The 14,920-nt window shown below is 50.1% G+C and carries 19 protein-coding genes; 10 read left to right on the plus strand and 9 right to left on the minus strand.

Going from position 1 to position 14,920, the window contains the following annotated elements:
- The first annotated feature begins 1 nt into the window (after position 1).
- From NV375_RS01400 to glnS, 4 genes are all read left to right on the plus strand, one after another.
- A complete protein-coding gene (locus NV375_RS01400; RefSeq protein WP_258806648.1) occupies positions 2–742 on the plus strand; it encodes a 5-oxoprolinase subunit PxpA in 741 nt (246 codons plus the stop codon).
- Positions 739–1,413 carry a 5-oxoprolinase subunit PxpB gene (gene pxpB, locus NV375_RS01405; protein ID WP_258806649.1) on the plus strand — a complete coding sequence of 225 codons (675 nt, stop codon included), beginning with the start codon at positions 739–741 and terminating at the stop codon, positions 1,411–1,413. The genes NV375_RS01400 and pxpB overlap by 4 nt, the downstream gene beginning before the upstream one ends.
- Positions 1,406–2,350, plus strand: a complete 945-nt coding sequence (locus NV375_RS01410) for a biotin-dependent carboxyltransferase family protein (RefSeq protein WP_258806650.1) — start codon at positions 1,406–1,408, stop codon at positions 2,348–2,350. The genes pxpB and NV375_RS01410 overlap by 8 nt, the downstream gene beginning before the upstream one ends.
- A 71-nt stretch (positions 2,351–2,421) precedes the next feature.
- Positions 2,422–4,083: a glutamine--tRNA ligase gene (gene glnS / locus NV375_RS01415; protein ID WP_258806651.1), complete on the plus strand. Its 1,662-nt coding sequence runs from the start codon at positions 2,422–2,424 to the stop codon at positions 4,081–4,083.
- A gap of 40 nt (positions 4,084–4,123) precedes the next feature.
- On the opposite strand, the gene NV375_RS01420 is transcribed toward glnS, so the two are convergent.
- Positions 4,124–4,927, minus strand: coding sequence for a hypothetical protein (locus NV375_RS01420; RefSeq protein ID WP_258806652.1), 804 nt, complete (start codon positions 4,925–4,927; stop codon positions 4,124–4,126).
- Positions 4,928–5,016: 89 nt separating this feature from the next.
- Here NV375_RS01420 and NV375_RS01425 point away from each other — a divergent pair, with 89 nt between their 5' ends.
- Together NV375_RS01425 and NV375_RS01430 are read left to right on the plus strand one after the other, a co-directional pair.
- Entirely contained in the window at positions 5,017–5,667 is a 651-nt protein-coding gene (locus tag NV375_RS01425) for a Fe2+-dependent dioxygenase (protein WP_258806653.1), read from the plus strand.
- 8 nt (positions 5,668–5,675) lie between these two features.
- Positions 5,676–5,930 (plus strand): DUF2007 domain-containing protein, encoded by a 255-nt coding sequence (locus NV375_RS01430; RefSeq protein WP_258806654.1) that lies wholly within the window; start codon positions 5,676–5,678, stop codon positions 5,928–5,930.
- Here NV375_RS01430 and fur read toward each other — a convergent pair.
- From fur to NV375_RS01450, 4 genes are all read right to left on the minus strand, one after another.
- Complete coding sequence (gene fur, locus NV375_RS01435) at positions 5,927–6,373, minus strand: ferric iron uptake transcriptional regulator (RefSeq protein WP_126769875.1); 447 nt, start codon at positions 6,371–6,373, stop codon at positions 5,927–5,929. The two genes, NV375_RS01430 and fur, sit on opposite strands and share 4 nt — an antisense overlap.
- A gap of 69 nt (positions 6,374–6,442) precedes the next feature.
- Positions 6,443–6,967 carry a flavodoxin FldA gene (gene fldA, locus NV375_RS01440; protein WP_258806655.1) on the minus strand — a complete coding sequence of 175 codons (525 nt, stop codon included), beginning with the start codon at positions 6,965–6,967 and terminating at the stop codon, positions 6,443–6,445.
- 41 nt (positions 6,968–7,008) lie between these two features.
- Positions 7,009–7,224 carry a DUF2788 domain-containing protein gene (locus tag NV375_RS01445; protein ID WP_258806656.1) on the minus strand — a complete coding sequence of 72 codons (216 nt, stop codon included), beginning with the start codon at positions 7,222–7,224 and terminating at the stop codon, positions 7,009–7,011.
- Positions 7,225–7,278: 54 nt separating this feature from the next.
- A complete protein-coding gene (locus NV375_RS01450) occupies positions 7,279–8,070 on the minus strand; it encodes an alpha/beta fold hydrolase (RefSeq protein WP_258806657.1) in 792 nt (263 codons plus the stop codon).
- Between the two features lie 83 nt (positions 8,071–8,153).
- Between NV375_RS01450 and NV375_RS01455 the strand changes: the two genes are divergently transcribed.
- Together NV375_RS01455 and pgm are read left to right on the plus strand one after the other, a co-directional pair.
- The gene (locus NV375_RS01455; RefSeq protein ID WP_126769883.1) at positions 8,154–8,654 is read left to right on the plus strand and encodes a replication initiation regulator SeqA; all 501 of its coding nucleotides are present in this window, start codon (positions 8,154–8,156) and stop codon (positions 8,652–8,654) included.
- Positions 8,654–10,297 carry a phosphoglucomutase (alpha-D-glucose-1,6-bisphosphate-dependent) gene (gene pgm / locus NV375_RS01460; RefSeq protein WP_258806658.1) on the plus strand — a complete coding sequence of 548 codons (1,644 nt, stop codon included), beginning with the start codon at positions 8,654–8,656 and terminating at the stop codon, positions 10,295–10,297. The genes NV375_RS01455 and pgm overlap by 1 nt, the downstream gene beginning before the upstream one ends.
- Before the next feature lie 20 nt (positions 10,298–10,317).
- Here pgm and NV375_RS01465 read toward each other — a convergent pair whose 3' ends face one another.
- Positions 10,318–11,640, minus strand: a complete 1,323-nt coding sequence (locus NV375_RS01465) for an MFS transporter (protein WP_258806659.1) — start codon at positions 11,638–11,640, stop codon at positions 10,318–10,320.
- A gap of 164 nt (positions 11,641–11,804) precedes the next feature.
- Here NV375_RS01465 and NV375_RS01470 point away from each other — a divergent pair, with 164 nt between their 5' ends.
- Positions 11,805–12,893, plus strand: coding sequence for a DUF2066 domain-containing protein (locus NV375_RS01470; protein ID WP_258806660.1), 1,089 nt, complete (start codon positions 11,805–11,807; stop codon positions 12,891–12,893).
- Entirely contained in the window at positions 12,890–13,570 is a 681-nt protein-coding gene (hda, locus tag NV375_RS01475; protein ID WP_258806661.1) for a DnaA regulatory inactivator Hda, read from the plus strand. The genes NV375_RS01470 and hda overlap by 4 nt, the downstream gene beginning before the upstream one ends.
- A 7-nt stretch (positions 13,571–13,577) precedes the next feature.
- Here the strand turns inward: hda and NV375_RS01480 are convergent, their stop codons facing one another.
- Genes NV375_RS01480 through arsC form a run of 3 tightly spaced genes read right to left on the minus strand, consistent with a single transcriptional unit; the run spans position 13,578 to position 14,912 of the window.
- A complete protein-coding gene (locus tag NV375_RS01480; protein ID WP_258806662.1) occupies positions 13,578–13,967 on the minus strand; it encodes a DUF2069 domain-containing protein in 390 nt (129 codons plus the stop codon).
- 21 nt (positions 13,968–13,988) lie between these two features.
- Positions 13,989–14,561, minus strand: a complete 573-nt coding sequence (wrbA, locus tag NV375_RS01485) for an NAD(P)H:quinone oxidoreductase (protein WP_258806663.1) — start codon at positions 14,559–14,561, stop codon at positions 13,989–13,991.
- Positions 14,562–14,912 (minus strand): arsenate reductase (glutaredoxin), encoded by a 351-nt coding sequence (gene arsC / locus NV375_RS01490; RefSeq protein WP_258806664.1) that lies wholly within the window; start codon positions 14,910–14,912, stop codon positions 14,562–14,564.
- Positions 14,913–14,920: the final 8 nt, after the last annotated feature.

Here is a 14,920-nt window from a genome sequence, read left to right on the forward strand (position 1 = left end):
CATGGACTTAAACTGTGATTTAGGTGAAGGTTATGGCGTATGGCGGATGGGCGACGACGCAGCAGTGATGCCGTTTATTGATCGCGCCAACATCGCTTGTGGTTTTCATGCTGGTGACTTTACCATCATGCAGACAACGGTGCGTCTCGCCAAAGAGCATGGCGTAAAAGTGGGGGCGCACCCGAGCTATCCTGACCGCCATGGCTTCGGTCGCCGTTCAATGTCGGTCACTGCCGATGAATTGCGTGCGCAATTGCTTTATCAAATAGGTGCTTTGCAAGCTATATGCCATGCCGAGCAAGTGCCATTGCGGTACGTAAAGCCGCATGGCGCACTTTATAACGACATGCAAACCGACGTCACGCTGTTCACCCTAGTGGTGCAAACCCTTGGTGAGTTTAATCGTGGTCGGGCGCAACCATTGCAGCTGATGACCTTGGCGAAAGTGCAGCGTGAGCGGGAACAGGAAATCGCGGCAAAGCACAATGTTGAATTGCTGTTTGAAGCGTTTGCCGACCGCTGCTATGAGAGTAACGGTCACCTTCGCGCCCGTAGCTTTGAAGGTGCAGTGCTCCATGATCAAGATGCCATTGTCGCACAGGCTTTAGCTTTCTCACGGGGCGAAGCGATAACCGCTCATGACGGGAGTTCGCTGTTGCTAGCTGCCGATACGTTGTGCGTGCATGGTGACAATCCTCACGCGCTCGCGGTGGTGAAAGCGATCCGCGCTGAAATTTTATGAATTGGCAATTTCAAACTGCAGCACCCGACGCGCTTATGCTTGTGCTCGAAGAACGTATTGATATCCACGTTAATCGCGCTATTCAGCGTCTGGCTAGGGAGCTGGCGGATCATGCTGCGGTGCAAGAAGTTGTGCCGAGCTACCACACGTTACTGATCTATTACGACGTACTGGAAGTGAATGAAAAGCAGTTACGGCACCTGTTAGAACCTGTTGTAAAAGCGTTGCTCGCGGCTCCCGAAGACGTCACGCCACAACAATCCTCCTTGCACACGATTGCAGTATGTTATCACCCTGAAGTTGCAGCAGATATCGAAGCTGTTGCCGCGGCCACTGAGCTTTCAGTGGCGGCGGTCGCCGAGCTACACAGTGGCACTACCTACCATGTTTATGCTTTAGGTTTTGCACCAGGTTTTGCCTACCTCGGTGACGTGCCCGAGCAACTGCGGTTGCCACGGCATAGTACGCCGCGGCAAAAAGTTCCTAAAGGCAGTGTTGCCATAGCTGGGCAGCAAACAGCAATTTATCCTCGGACATCGCCCGGTGGTTGGCAGTTGATTGGCCGCGCGCTGCAATGGCCTGAATTGCAAGCTGGCGATCGCGTGCGCTTTAAGCCGATGTCATTAGAGGAATTTCGACGCATGAACGACCAGGAGTCGAGCAATGGCTAATCAGGTAGTGCAAATTCAACAACCTGGTTTGTTAGCGACGCTGCAAGATTATGGCCGCTATGGCCATCTTGCGCAGGGAATTACGCACGGGGGACCAATGGATGAGCGGGCCTTTTTATGGGCTAATCGTTTATTGGGTAATGACTTTAATGCAGCGCAAATTGAAGTCACTTTGGGACAGTTTAAGGCAACGTTTCTGCGCGACACCCTATTTGCCGTGACTGGGGCTGAATTTCCCCTACGCCTTAACGATCAAATGGTGAAAACGTGGCGGGTGCTGCAAGCACGGGCAGGGGATACCCTTAGCATTGGCGTTAACGACCTCGGTTTACGTTGCTATTTAGCGGTCAGTGGCGGCTTTGCTGCGCCATCGGTGCACGGTAGTGTAGCTACTGTCGTGCGTGACGGTTTAGGCGGTTTGCGGCAGGATGGCACGCCACTGCAAAAAGGAGATGCACTAGGCGCGCACCAAGCCAAGCACAAGACCTTGGAAAGTCGTCGGCCAAGCAGTCGGTTGAATCTGAGTATTCCACCACAGCCGCTACTCAACGTCGTGCCAGCAGGGCAGTGGTCAAAATTCGCCCGGAAAGCGCGTGAGTTACTGGTTGGCCAAAGCTATGAAGTGACCGCGCAACAGGATCGTATGGGCGTACGCTTGAAAGGTATGCATAAGCTTACCGATGTACCGCAGTCGATGATTTCTGAACCGTTGCCGTTGGGCAGTATTCAACTACCAGCGGATGGCCAACCTATCGCGATGATGAATGATCACCAAACTCTCGGTGGTTACCCCAAAATTGGTGTTCTAACGTGGACCGCACGTTGTCTACTCGCGCAGTTGCCGGCGGGTCGCAAAGTGCAGTTTCGTTGGCAAGAGCTTGATGAAGCTCAGCGCGAACTACGCCAAGTCTACCGGTTTTTTAATATCCGCCGCTGAGCCTTGCCAGCAGGCCAATAAACTGCGATCATAGCGCTCTTTTTTGGAACGAGAGTGGAGAAGTAACGTCCATGGCAGCAGATGCGCCTCGCAGTAACTTTATTCGTCAGATCATCGACAAAGATCTTGCCAGCGGTAAGCATTCGTCGGTGCATACCCGGTTCCCACCTGAGCCGAATGGCTTTTTGCACATTGGCCACGCTAAGTCGATCGTGCTGAACTTTGGTATTGCTAAAGATTACCAAGGCCAATGTAACCTGCGCTTTGACGACACCAACCCACTGAAAGAAAAAGTCGACTACGTTAACTCGATTCAAGAAGACGTAAAATGGCTGGGTTACACGTGGGAAGGTCAACCACGTTATTCATCGAACTATTTTGACCAGCTGCACGCCTATGCAGTGGAGCTCATCGAGAAAGGCTTGGCCTATGTCGATTTCTCCAGCCAAGACGAAATGCGTGAAATGCGTGGTACGTTGAAAGAGCCAGGCAAAAATAGTCCTTATCGTGATACCTCCGTCGAAGAAAATCTTCAGCATTTTGCCGATATGACTGCCGGTAAGTACGAGGAAGGTAAGGCAGCGCTGCGTGCGAAGATCGACATGAGCTCGCCGTTTATGGTTCTGCGCGATCCAGTGATTTATCGTGTGCGTTTTGCCCACCATCACCAAACCGGTGACAAGTGGTGCGTTTACCCAATGTATGACTTCACGCATTGTATTTCGGACGCGTTGGAAGGCATTACTCACTCGCTGTGTACCCTAGAATTTCAAGATAACCGTCGTTTGTACGACTGGGTGTTGGATAACATCAGCATTGACTGCCATCCACAGCAGATCGAATTCTCGCGCTTGAACCTGCAGTACACTGTCATGAGTAAGCGTAAGCTGAATTTGCTGGTGGAAGAGGGTAAGGTGAGTGGTTGGGATGATCCGCGTATGCCAACCATTGCAGGGATGCGTCGTCGTGGTTATACACCAAGCTCAGTGCGTGAGTTCTGCCACCGCATTGGTGTCACCAAGATGGATAATCAAGTTGAAATGAGCATGCTTGAAGCCTGTATCCGTGACGAATTGAATCACGGTGCACCGCGTGCCATGGCGGTTATTGATCCAGTTCGTTTGGTGATTGAGAACTATCCAGAAGGTGAGGTAGAGCAGTTGCAAGCGCCTAACCATCCAAATGACGAAAGTATGGGAAGCCGTGAAGTACCGTTTGCCCGCGAAATTTTTATTGAACGTGAAGACTTTCGTGAATCCGCCAACAAGAAATACAAACGCTTGGTGCTTGATAAAGAAGTGCGCCTACGCAATGCCTACGTGATCAAAGCCGAACGGGTTGAGAAAGACGCTGATGGCAACATCACTACGATTTTCTGTAGCTACGACCCAGAAACTTTGGGTAAAGATCCAGCCGATGGCCGCAAGGTAAAAGGCGTGATTCATTGGGTTGCAGCAGAGCATGCAAAACCGGCTGAATTCCGCTTGTACGATCGTCTTTTCCAAGTGCCAAACCCGGCCGCTGAAGAAGACTTCTTTAGCACCTTGAATCCGGATTCCTTAGTGGTTAAGCAAGGCTATGTGGAGCCAAGCATGGCTGCAGCAAAGGCGGAAAAGCCGTTCCAGTTTGAACGGATTGGTTATTTCTGTGCTGACAGCAACGACAGTTCTGCTGAGCACTTAGTGTTCAATCAAACGGTAGGTTTACGTGATACTTGGAATGACGAGGCTTAAGCACGCTTAAGCCCCGTTTATCTTGGTAGAAAGTCAGCGATTAGTTTAGCGTCGCTAGCTCGATCCGAGCGGCGGCGCCATATAACTCACTCGAATCACCTTCAACCGTCCCTGCTGGCGTAATCGTTGGCCACAGCTCGGGCAAATTCGCTAAAATACCTTCGACTTCTTCAAGCGCTGCAGCATGGGCATCTTGCTGCGCTTCAGTTAACTCGCCAATGCGAGCTTTGGCAATCGTGGTAAAACCATAAGCATCTTGGAATTCGTGTACGTTGACGACGTTTCCAGACTTCACCCCAATGTCATACTCTTCGGCCGCTGTCAGTAACATTGTACTTAGGCTCATCAACACGTCTTTGACAGCTTTCTTTTCAACTTGCTCAGCTGCAGTGATGGCGTTTACGAGCTTGGTATAGGCAGTGTTGACCGCATCGTCGCCTTGTTCTTTATTAACCGCGTCAGCGAGTGCGCTTAGCTCCTTGCCAAATCCGTCTACTCCGCGCGCGGTAAATGCGGGCACTAACGCGGCATAAAGCTCATCTTCGGGATGTTTCATGTGCGTCTTCGCCATTTCTAAATGGCCTTGGTCGTAAAGCTTTTTACCAACGTACAAATGCCCACGAATTAAGCCCAAACGTGCTAAGTAGGCGCTATCGTTTACGCGTAGATCGACGATGCCCGAACCTTCGCCTTCACCTTCGCCTTCACCCTCGCCAGCGAACGGCGCGACGATGGTCATGTTGTGGTGTTGCATTGGCTCAAGGTCAGTGCTGTTTGCTTGCGCGGCGCTGCTGCCTAGCACGGCGGCGCCAACGGCGAGCCACACTTTGCGTTTCTCGTACATTCTTTACCCCTTTGGTTGCGTGTCTCTAACGGGATTCGTTATACTGCACATAATTCCACAAATGAGAGTCATTCTCAATAGCGCATCCTATGATCCTACATATCGAAAACGTCATTGACCGTGGCACCTTGTCAGTGATTCGTGACAAACTAGCCAAAGCGCAGTTCACTTCTGGTCTTGAAAGTGCCGGCTGGGCGGCCAAACAGGTGAAAAATAATCAACAGATCCGCGCCCCCCATCCGCTGATCGATTTATTGCATAAACGCTTAGAACAGCATGAGTTGGTCAAAGTTGCAGCACGGCCTGCTAAATTCGTGAATGTGATGATAAACCGTTATGACCAAGAGCAAGCGTACGGTACCCATATGGACGATGCGCTGATGGGCGACACGCGAACGGATTTATCGTTCACCTTAGGTATTACACCGCTGAGTGACTATGAAGGTGGAGAATTGGTTATCGAAGATAGCTCGGGTGAACGTTCGTGGCGCCTCGAACAAGGTGATGTGCTACTTTATCCGACACAGTTCCTGCATAGGGTTAACCCAGTCAGCAAAGGCTCGCGTATCGCTATGGTAGGGTGGATTGAAAGCGCTTTGCGTGAACCACAGCAGCGTGAAATGTGTTTGGATCTGTATACCGCCATGCGCCAAGAGTTTGAACAGCATGGCAAAACGGCGCAATTTGATTTACTGAGCAAAACCTATAACAATTTGCTTCGCCGCTGGGCGAAACGCTAAGGACGCTTATGCAATGTGTTTTTCAAGCCGATAATGTGGTTGAAGCAGAGCTCGTGAAAGGGCTTCTGGAAGCACACAACATTGCTTGCCATAGCGGCGGATTTTACCTACAGGGGGCAGTCGGGGACTTGGCGGCAAGTGGCTTTGCCAAATTGTGGGTTGCAGATGATGATGCGGGCAAAGCGTTGGCGCTCATTGAAGACTATGAGCGTGGTGAATTTAAAATTAGCGACGATGGTATGGCAAGCGACGACGCTGATTAGTCAGCGTCGGCTTGATTGTTTTCACACGTGTCAGGGGTTTTGCACTCGCCGTACAGATACAAGCTATGGTTGGTGAGCTTGATATTATTCGCCTGGGCAACTTGCAATTGACGGTCTTCGATAACGTCGTCTTCGAACTCAAACACATGCCCACACGTAAGACAAACTAAATGGTCGTGGTGGTCCTTGGCGCTTAGCTCAAATACTGAGCGGCCACCCTCGAAGTGATGACGGGTTACAATGCCAGCGTCATCGAACTGGTTCAACACTCGGTATACCGTTGCTAAGCCAATTTCTTCGTTTTTCTCTAACAGGATCTTGTAGACGTCTTCAGCGCTAATGTGCTGATTGTCTGGATTCTTCAAAATCTCGAGGATTTTGACGCGAGGAGAGGTGACTTTCAGCCCTGCTTTTTTAAGTTGTTGTTCGCCGTTGCTGCTCATCTATCTTCACTTAGTTAGTCAGTCGTTTCGCCATTATAGGCAAAGTTTTACCAGAAAGGGAATGACCCTCTAACCTAATTGGTCAAGAGCCATCTCTTCGCGCAATTGATCGCACCATTGTTTGATACGCTCTTTGGTGAGTTCGGGTTGGCGATCTTCGTCGATACCGAGGCCGATAAAGTGCTCGTCATCGACCAAAGCGCGTGATGCTTCGAAGTGGTAACCAGCCGTCGGCCAATGACCGATGATAATACCTCCTCGTGCTTCAACGATGTCGCGCACGGTTCCCATCGCATCGAGGAAATATTCGGCATAGTCTTCTTGATCACCACAGCCGAAAATCGCAATCAACTTGTTGTTGAAGTCGATTTCTTCGAGTTCTGGGAAGAAGTCATCCCAGTCGCACTGGGCTTCGCCGTAGTACCAAGTCGGAATACCGAACATGAGCAAATCGTAGCTGGCGATGTCTTCTTTACTCGACTTTGCAATATCGAATACATCGATCAGCTGTTTGCCTAATTCTTTTTGGATCATTTGTGCGACAGCTTCAGTATTTCCAGTGTCACTGCCGAAGAAAATTCCAACACTTGCCATAGTCGTGTTACTACCCTAACGAAATGATGAATGGCGCTGGCTTATAAGCCAGACTCCCAAATAACTTGAATGATGCCCTTAGCGATAAAGCCTGCACAGCCAAGAAATAGCACCAACCAGACGAACCAGCGGCCAAACTTAGGCACTTCGCCTTTTTTTAATACGTCTTGTATCGCCAAACCGATGAGTACAAACAGGATTGCGATGGCAAAGTTTGTACCTAGAATCTCAATGGTTTCAAAATGCTCTGACAACATAACAGCGCTACCAGTTCGACTAAAAATGTTCGGCGATTATAACACGCTAGGCCCCTAGGTGCGAGAATGTTGCTCCAGAAAGGTACGCGCCAGACGGTTAAAAATACGTGGTTTTTCGGCATGTAGCCAATGGCCTGTCCCTTCAATAATTTTGATATCAACGTCGCTAAAGCGTGAATTAACAGCATCACGGTGTTCTTCGGTGAGGTAAGTTGAATCACCGCCTTTGATGAACAGAACAGGGCCGTCATAGCTGCCTTCGCGCACCCCGCCAGATATTTCAGCGTAGCAAGCGTCAATAATGGGCAGATTCAGACGCCATTGGTACTGTTCGTTTTCGCGCTTAAGATTTTTGAGTAGAAATTGTCGCACGCCGCGTTCATCAACTGCCTTGGCAAGTTGTTGATCAGCATCTTGTCGCGTCTTTACTTGACTCAGGTCAATATTTTCGAGGGCATCGAGGATGTGGCGATGTCGAGCATCATAAGCAGCAGGAGCGACATCGGCGATGATCAGAGCTTGCACGCGTTGAGGGTGGCTAAGCGCAAACTCCATGGCGAGTTTGCCGCCCATGGAATGGCCAACAATGCTTACCTTGTCCAAGTTTAGATGATTGAGCAACGCTTCAACATCCTCAGCCATAGCAGCATAGTTCATCGTTTCGCTGTGAAATGAATCCCCATGGTTACGACAATCCATCACGATCACTTGATGGTCTTGTTCGAGATCACGACCGAGCCGTTTAAGATTATCAAGATCGCCAAAGAGACCATGAATAAGTAGCACGGCAGGGCCCTTGTCGCCCATAATTTCGTAATTAACGATATTTTCTTGCTGATCAGTCATAGTGAATTCCTGTACCCTCGAGGTCGGTTGAGTATAATAGCGTGCATAGTGCTAGCTATAAACCTAAAAAGAAGTGAAGGCGCATGAGCAAACGAATTGAAATTGATGATGACATTTACCGTTATTTGGTAAGTCACACAGAAAACATTGGCGAGAGTGCCTCGGCGATTTTACGTCGGCTGTTGGGGCTTGAAGGCACAGCGACCAGTGCAGAAGTCGAGCCACCGGTCGCTGAACAAGCGCATGGGCGCACTATTTTTGACACTATGACCAGTGCCGACTTGGCGGGGCAACGGAGTGTCGTGGCGCGGTTTCTCTATATTCTGAGCATGCTGCATAAATGTCACCCACAAACGTTTCCGAAGGTGCTGCAAATTAGCGGTCGTGATCGGCAGTACTTTTCGCGCAGCGCTGCAGAGCTGGAAGCCAGTGGCACGAGTACCAATCCTAAGCAGATCCCAGATGCCGAGTTTTATGTGGTAACGAACAACAATACCACCCGCAAAAAATCGATGCTGACGCAAGTGGCATTAGAGTTGGGGTATGATCAAGCACAAGCAGAACGGATAAGGGATTTTCTCTAATGGCCTTGCATGAACGCGCCGGACAACCAGCGCTCCCCGAAGATCTTACCAATATCGCAAAGTTAGTAAGTGCGTATTTTGTGAATGAAGTGGACCCACGCCAACGTGCTCAGCAAGTGCAGTTTGGCACTTCAGGTCATCGCGGCTGTGCATTCGATAGCTCGTTCAACGAGGCGCATATTTTAGCGATAAGTCAGGCGTTGGTGGCCTACCGTGAAGAGCAGGGCATCACTGGACCACTGTTGCTGGGGCGCGACACCCATGCACTCTCAGAGGCAGCCTACATGACTGCTTTGGAAGTGTTTATTGGTAATGGTATAGAAGTTCATGTGCAGAGCGATGACGGCTACACGCCGACGCCAGTGATCAGCCACGCAATTTTGAGCTATAACAAAGGGCGCTCGACTGGGCTTGCTGACGGCGTCGTGATCACGCCATCGCATAACCCGCCGACCGATGGTGGCTTTAAATACAATCCGCCGCACGGTGGCCCAGCAGACAGTACCGCGACGAAGATCATTGAGAAGTATGCAAATGCGTTATTGTCGTCCGACTTAATGGGCGTAAATGCGGTGAGCTATGCTGAGGCGCGCACGAGTAAATTACTGAAACAGGTGGATTGGCGCACTGATTATATTAATGATCTTGAGCAGGTCATCGACATCACCGCAATTCGTAAGGCAAATCTGCGCATTGGCGTTGATGCCATGGGCGGTGCGGGAGCCAGTTACTGGCAGTTGATTGCTGAACACTATGGTCTTGAAATCGATATTTATCACGATGAAGTCGACGCCAGCTTTCGTTTTATGCCGCTCGATAAGGACGGCAAAATTCGCATGGACTGTTCGTCACCCTACGCGATGGCGGCGCTTCTGCACATGAAAGGTGACTATGACGTGGCAGTCGGTAATGATCCTGACTATGATCGTCATGGAATCGTCAGTCCTACCCATGGCTTATTGAATCCCAACCATTATCTTGCTATTGCGATTGACTATCTATGCAAGCATCGAAATTGGCCTGCTTCAGCGGCCATCGGCAAGACGCTAGTGTCGAGTGCCATGATTGATCGCGTCGTTGCTGCACATGGCCGTGAATTAAAAGAAATGCCGGTTGGCTTTAAATGGTTTGCGCAAGCATTACATGACGGTAGCATCGCCTTTGCCGGTGAAGAGAGCGCGGGTGCGACTTTTCTTGATAAGCAGGGGCAGCCTTGGAGTACCGACAAAGACGGTATTATTTTGGCGTTGTTGGCTGCGGAAATCGTTGCGGTAACAGGACAAGATTTAGGTGACTATTACGAACACTTGTGCGGAAAACACGGAACTAGCTACTACCGCCGAGTTGATGCGCCGTCGAGCCCAGCGCAAAATAAGGCATTTGGGGCGATTCGCGGATACAAGCTCAAGCTTAAAGAGTTGGCCGGCGATGACGTGCTCGATATCATGACCAAAGCGCCAGGCAACGATGCGTTGATTGGTGGGGTTAAAGTTACCACAGCAAACGGTTGGTTTGCCGCGCGGCCATCAGGCACGGAACCGATTTACAAGATTTACTGCGAAAGTTTTGTTAGTGAAGCGCATTTAGCTCAGCTGGCTGACGAAGCACAGATGCTCGTTAGTAGCTGGTTAAAGGCAGAGTAAGGTAACCAAGAGCGCTTGATTTAAGAAATTTCGCGCTCTTTTTCATTATCTTTCTCATCATTTTCCTCGCCCGCCTCATCAGCCTCGCGCTCGGCAAGCTCCACTTGATACTCATGTTCATCCACCAACGTTGTCAGCAATTCGTCTGAAGTTTGTGATGGCGCCAACATGGCGTAGCTACTACTGAATTGGTCGTCGGCTTTCGCTCGCCGAGTAACGCGGTAGAGCGAGTAGCAGCACACGACAGCAGTGAGTGCCATAATGAGTAAGAAGAAGTAATCGACCGCACCGAATTGCATTAAAGCAGCAACGGCAGGGGCACCAATAATGGAGCCTACGCCACCGATTTTAATGATGGCTCCGGTTGCACCTACCATCTGGTCTTTTTCAAGGTAGTCGTTAGTGTGAGCCATCCCCAGCGAGTAGAGCGGAAGTACGCAGGCACCGAAGAGTCCGACACAGAGGTAAATAAGCCAAGCTACTGACGCGCCAAGTTGCGCCAGTACAAAGGCCATGATTGCACCTAGCCCAGCACAAACGGCCATGATGATGCGTCGATCAAAGCGGTCAGACAGTAAGCCAATGGGCGCTTGCGCAAGCATGCCGCCCAAAATGAACGAGGCCATGAACAAAGAAACCTGCAAGACGCTGAGGCCGATATAGGTAGCGTACATCGGGCCAATACCGTAAAACATGGCATAACAAGCCTGCATGATAAAGGCGTTCACAATCCCCAGAGGTACGAGCTTGAACAAGCTTCGAATAGGGACCTTTTTCGGTTCGTGCGTCGTTGGTTCAACAGTTACGCTAATCAAAATCGGGATTAACGCTAAATTGATCAACAGCGCAATAATGGCAAAGGCCATGAACCCAGCTGGGTCAGCGACACCCAGTATTAACTGCCCAGCCACCAAGCCACCGTAGATCAAAACCAGGTAAACAGAGAGTAAAGTACCTCGGTTTTTATTATCTGCCATGGTATTCAACCAACTTTCGACAATCACGAAAATCGCTGAGATGGCGAAGCCGGTCAGAAAGCGCATGACAAACCAAACGGTCGGATCGATCCAAATGGCTTGGATCAAAATAGATGCTGCGGCAAGTGCAGCCAAGCCGCCAAACGCACGAATATAGCCGACGCGGCGAATATCCTTCGGCGCTCGCGTGGTACCAAACAAGAAGCCAATGAAGTAGGCCGACATGATGACACCCGTGGTTAGGGTGCCAAAGTTTTCAATGGTTGCTCGCAAGCTCAGTAAAGTACTGGTCATGCCTACGCAAATGCCAATGAGAGTAATACTAGTGAGTAATGAACTTATGGCGCGTAGTTGTTGTTTAAGCATGCCAACAGATCCTTGCGAAAGCGTGAGCGACAGAGCGGAAAATTAGGGAAAGTGTAACATGGAAGGTTTTTTTCGGAAACGTCAAGAGGTTATCCACAGCTTGTTACTTGCTCACGGCGGAGGGGCTGTTTATGATGTGCAGAGAAGAGGTTAATAGGAAACATATGCGACAGATCATAGTACTATTCTGGTTGGCGATCGTCGGTTTGAGTGGAACGATGCTGCTTACGCCTCGTGTTAGTCATGCGGCGGTAGAGCTGAAAGAGCTTTACCAGTTTCGTGTGCAAGTTAACAGCCAGTCTCCCAGTGAGCGCCAGCAAGCCTTACAAGAAGCGTTGCAAGCGACATTGCTGAAACTTTCCGGCGATAGTCAGTTAGAGGATCATCCATTGGTTAACCAAGCGCTGCGCAATGTACGTGACTACGTCGTACAGTATGGTTACCAGCAAGACGAGCAGTTGTGGCTGTGGGTGCAATTTGATCAAAGCCAAGTCGATCAGTTGATACAAGCTGCAGGTTCTGGCATTTGGAGTAATTTGCGCCCGCGACTTTTGGTTTGGTTAGTGGTGGAAAACGATGACTTAGAGCGTGAAATGTTAGGCGCCGACAGCGAAGCGATCGTGGTCCAACAATTGCGTAATGCTGCGGCCCGCAGAGGCTTGCCGATACAGCTCCCATTACTTGATTTGAACGACAGCATGACGGTTTCGGTTATTGATGTTTGGGCGCGCTTTATGGATAACATCACGTTTGCGAGTGCGCGTTACTCGACGGATGGCATTGTCGTGGCGCGCTTTTATCGTACTGATCCAAGTCAGGTGACAGAGCAACAGCCGGAACGTTGGTCTGGTGATTGGACCTTGCACATAGGTGAACTGCGTTGGAGCGGGAGTGTGCGCGCCATGGACCGCAGTGAGCTTGGCGCCATGGTGATTCGTGATGTCACCGATCAACTCGCTGCACGTTATCGCATTGGCAGTACGAGTGACACACTCCAAGAGTGGACGGTCACCATTGATCACTTACGGCGCCTCGAAGCAGCGATAGCGGCAGAACAATTACTGAGTGCAATGCCCGCAGTCACCGATGTGCAAATGGTGCGCTACAACGGTCAAGCAGCCCAATTTAGGTTGCGTTTACAGGCTGACCCTGCGCGTATTCGGCAAGCAATGGATCTGAGTAAACAGCTACAAGCTGTGAGTGGTGAAACCGACAGTGGTGACGCCGTTTTTCGGTGGGTTGAGCAGCGATGACGCTACAACAACTGCCGCTTAACGTGCAGCTGCCCAGCAACCAAACGTTTGCGACCTTGGTTGCTGGGCCAAATGCTGAGGCCTACACCTTGGTCAGAGCCGGTGAAGACACCTTAGTGTATGTGTGGGGGAGCACCGGCGTCGGGAAGAGTCATTTGCTCCATGCGGTCTGTAACGAGCAAGCCGAAAATGTCATCTATTTGCCCTTGAGTGAGCTTAAGGACAGTATGGATGCTGGTATTTTACGTGGCTTAGAAAGTTACGCATTAATTTGCTTAGATGATATTGATGCGGTGCTAACCGATCACAATTGGTGTTTTGAAGTTTTCGCATTACTCAATCGTGTTCGCGACCAGGGCGCAACGCGGTTACTGGTTACTGCCAATACCTCGCCAGCGCAATTACAGTCAGCTTACCCGGATGTGCAGTCGCGCTTGAGTTGGGGCGTAGTGTTACAACTGCAAAAGCTATCCGATGAAGAAAAAGTTCAGGCGTTGCAGCAACGCGCTCATGCAATGGGGTTAGAGTTGCGCAGTGATACAGCGCAGTTCATGGTGCAACGACTTGGCCGTGATTTAAAAGATCTTATGCAACGCCTAGAGCGACTCGATAAAGCTTCGATCGCCGCGCAACGAAAATTGACGATTCCTTTCGTCAAAGCGGTCTTAGGTGTCTAACCCAGCCTCAACCATCCTGCTCATCTTTTAATTTTTTCAAGCCAAGCCCTAAAGCTCGCCCCTGGTTACGGGCAAACAATGTGCAACCAGCAAAAGCTAAGGTAGTGAGTAGTAATTCAATAGTCGCCCACCAACGTTGCTCAGGCGCAATGTAGAGCATGGTGAGGCTGTGCAAGAAGTACCACATCAGAATAAAGTTAGCCCATGCGTGGGTGTAAGGTTTACCACGAACTATTCCCAGTAAAGGGAATAGTAATGGCAGCACGTAAACCAGAGATTTAAAAAGTACCGATTGTTGACTGAAGTCGGTTGCAAACTGCCAAATCAGTACCCAGCTCAGTAAGCCAATATAGCTCACTAAAGCCAGCCAACGATATCCGGCGATGTTTGGACTCATAGGTTTCTTTCCTTTGCGAAATTAAGCTTGTAACTTTAACGCCGCCCGCGCAACACGTTCACCCAGTTGTTCCGCAAGCTTGCTTTCGTAGTGGTTTAAGTTGGCACCCGCAGCATGCTCAACGTGTGACGCGCCATAAGGGGAGCCACCTGCGTCAGTTTGTTGTAATTCAGGAGCGGTGTAGGGAATCCCCATAAGGACCATACCATGATGTAATAAGGGAACCCCCATGGCGAGTAAGGTACTTTCTTGGCCACCATGCATCGAACTACTTGAGGTGAAAACTGCGGCAGGTTTGTCGACCAAAGCCCCTTTTAGCCAGTCGCGCGATGTCTGTTCCCAAAACTTCTGGAGGCCACTGTACATGTGACCAAATCGAGTCGGGCTACCCATGATCAAACCGGCACAATCGGCTAAATCATCGGCATCGATGACCACATCACGTTGGCACGCGGCATCACCTTCACACGCGACGGTGCGCAGCAGCGGTTCAGCACCTGTTTTACTCACACCATTAGCGATGGCGTCGGCTAACTGCTGAGTGGCACCGTTACGGCTGTAGTAAAGAATAATAATGCGTGCCGCGCTACTCATTTAGAGGATCTCCAATACAGCTTCTGGTGGACGGCCTAAACGAGCTTGTTGGCCCTTAACGACAATCGGACGCTCAATTAACTTCGGATGTGCCGCCATCGCCGCAAGCAGCTTTTCTTCGTCATCTTCGTTTTTAAGTTCAAGCTCTTTAAAGATGTCCTCTTTGGAACGCATTAACTCCCGCGCTGAAACAAAACCAAGTTTACTCAGCAAATCTTTTAGCTGTGCGACATCAGGCGTATCTTTAAGGTATTCAATAATTTGTGGTTCAATTCCTTGCTCTTGCAAAAGTGCAAGGGTTTGGCGACTTTTAGAACACCGTGGGTTGTGATAAATCGAAACTTGAGACATGCTACCCC

The sequence above is a fragment of the Pseudidiomarina sp. CB1 genome, assembly GCF_024752025.1.
Taxonomy (GTDB): domain Bacteria; phylum Pseudomonadota; class Gammaproteobacteria; order Enterobacterales; family Alteromonadaceae; genus Pseudidiomarina.

Coding starts and splice junctions, on each gene's coding strand:
- hda (WP_258806661.1), top strand. CDS start 12,890: ATGACGCTACAACAACTGCCGCTTAACGTGCAGCTGCCCAGCAACCAA.
- fldA (WP_258806655.1), bottom strand. CDS start 6,967: ATGGCAAGTGTTGGAATTTTCTTCGGCAGTGACACTGGAAATACTGAA.
- wrbA (WP_258806663.1), bottom strand. CDS start 14,561: ATGAGTAGCGCGGCACGCATTATTATTCTTTACTACAGCCGTAACGGT.
- NV375_RS01465 (WP_258806659.1), bottom strand. CDS start 11,640: ATGCTTAAACAACAACTACGCGCCATAAGTTCATTACTCACTAGTATT.
- NV375_RS01455 (WP_126769883.1), top strand. CDS start 8,154: ATGAGCAAACGAATTGAAATTGATGATGACATTTACCGTTATTTGGTA.
- NV375_RS01420 (WP_258806652.1), bottom strand. CDS start 4,927: ATGTACGAGAAACGCAAAGTGTGGCTCGCCGTTGGCGCCGCCGTGCTA.
- NV375_RS01430 (WP_258806654.1), top strand. CDS start 5,676: ATGCAATGTGTTTTTCAAGCCGATAATGTGGTTGAAGCAGAGCTCGTG.
- NV375_RS01400 (WP_258806648.1), top strand. CDS start 2: ATGGACTTAAACTGTGATTTAGGTGAAGGTTATGGCGTATGGCGGATG.
- pxpB (WP_258806649.1), top strand. CDS start 739: ATGAATTGGCAATTTCAAACTGCAGCACCCGACGCGCTTATGCTTGTG.
- NV375_RS01425 (WP_258806653.1), top strand. CDS start 5,017: ATGATCCTACATATCGAAAACGTCATTGACCGTGGCACCTTGTCAGTG.
- NV375_RS01445 (WP_258806656.1), bottom strand. CDS start 7,224: ATGTTGTCAGAGCATTTTGAAACCATTGAGATTCTAGGTACAAACTTT.
- glnS (WP_258806651.1), top strand. CDS start 2,422: ATGGCAGCAGATGCGCCTCGCAGTAACTTTATTCGTCAGATCATCGAC.
- NV375_RS01480 (WP_258806662.1), bottom strand. CDS start 13,967: ATGAGTCCAAACATCGCCGGATATCGTTGGCTGGCTTTAGTGAGCTAT.
- NV375_RS01450 (WP_258806657.1), bottom strand. CDS start 8,070: ATGACTGATCAGCAAGAAAATATCGTTAATTACGAAATTATGGGCGAC.
- NV375_RS01410 (WP_258806650.1), top strand. CDS start 1,406: ATGGCTAATCAGGTAGTGCAAATTCAACAACCTGGTTTGTTAGCGACG.
- pgm (WP_258806658.1), top strand. CDS start 8,654: ATGGCCTTGCATGAACGCGCCGGACAACCAGCGCTCCCCGAAGATCTT.
- NV375_RS01470 (WP_258806660.1), top strand. CDS start 11,805: ATGCGACAGATCATAGTACTATTCTGGTTGGCGATCGTCGGTTTGAGT.
- arsC (WP_258806664.1), bottom strand. CDS start 14,912: ATGTCTCAAGTTTCGATTTATCACAACCCACGGTGTTCTAAAAGTCGC.
- fur (WP_126769875.1), bottom strand. CDS start 6,373: ATGAGCAGCAACGGCGAACAACAACTTAAAAAAGCAGGGCTGAAAGTC.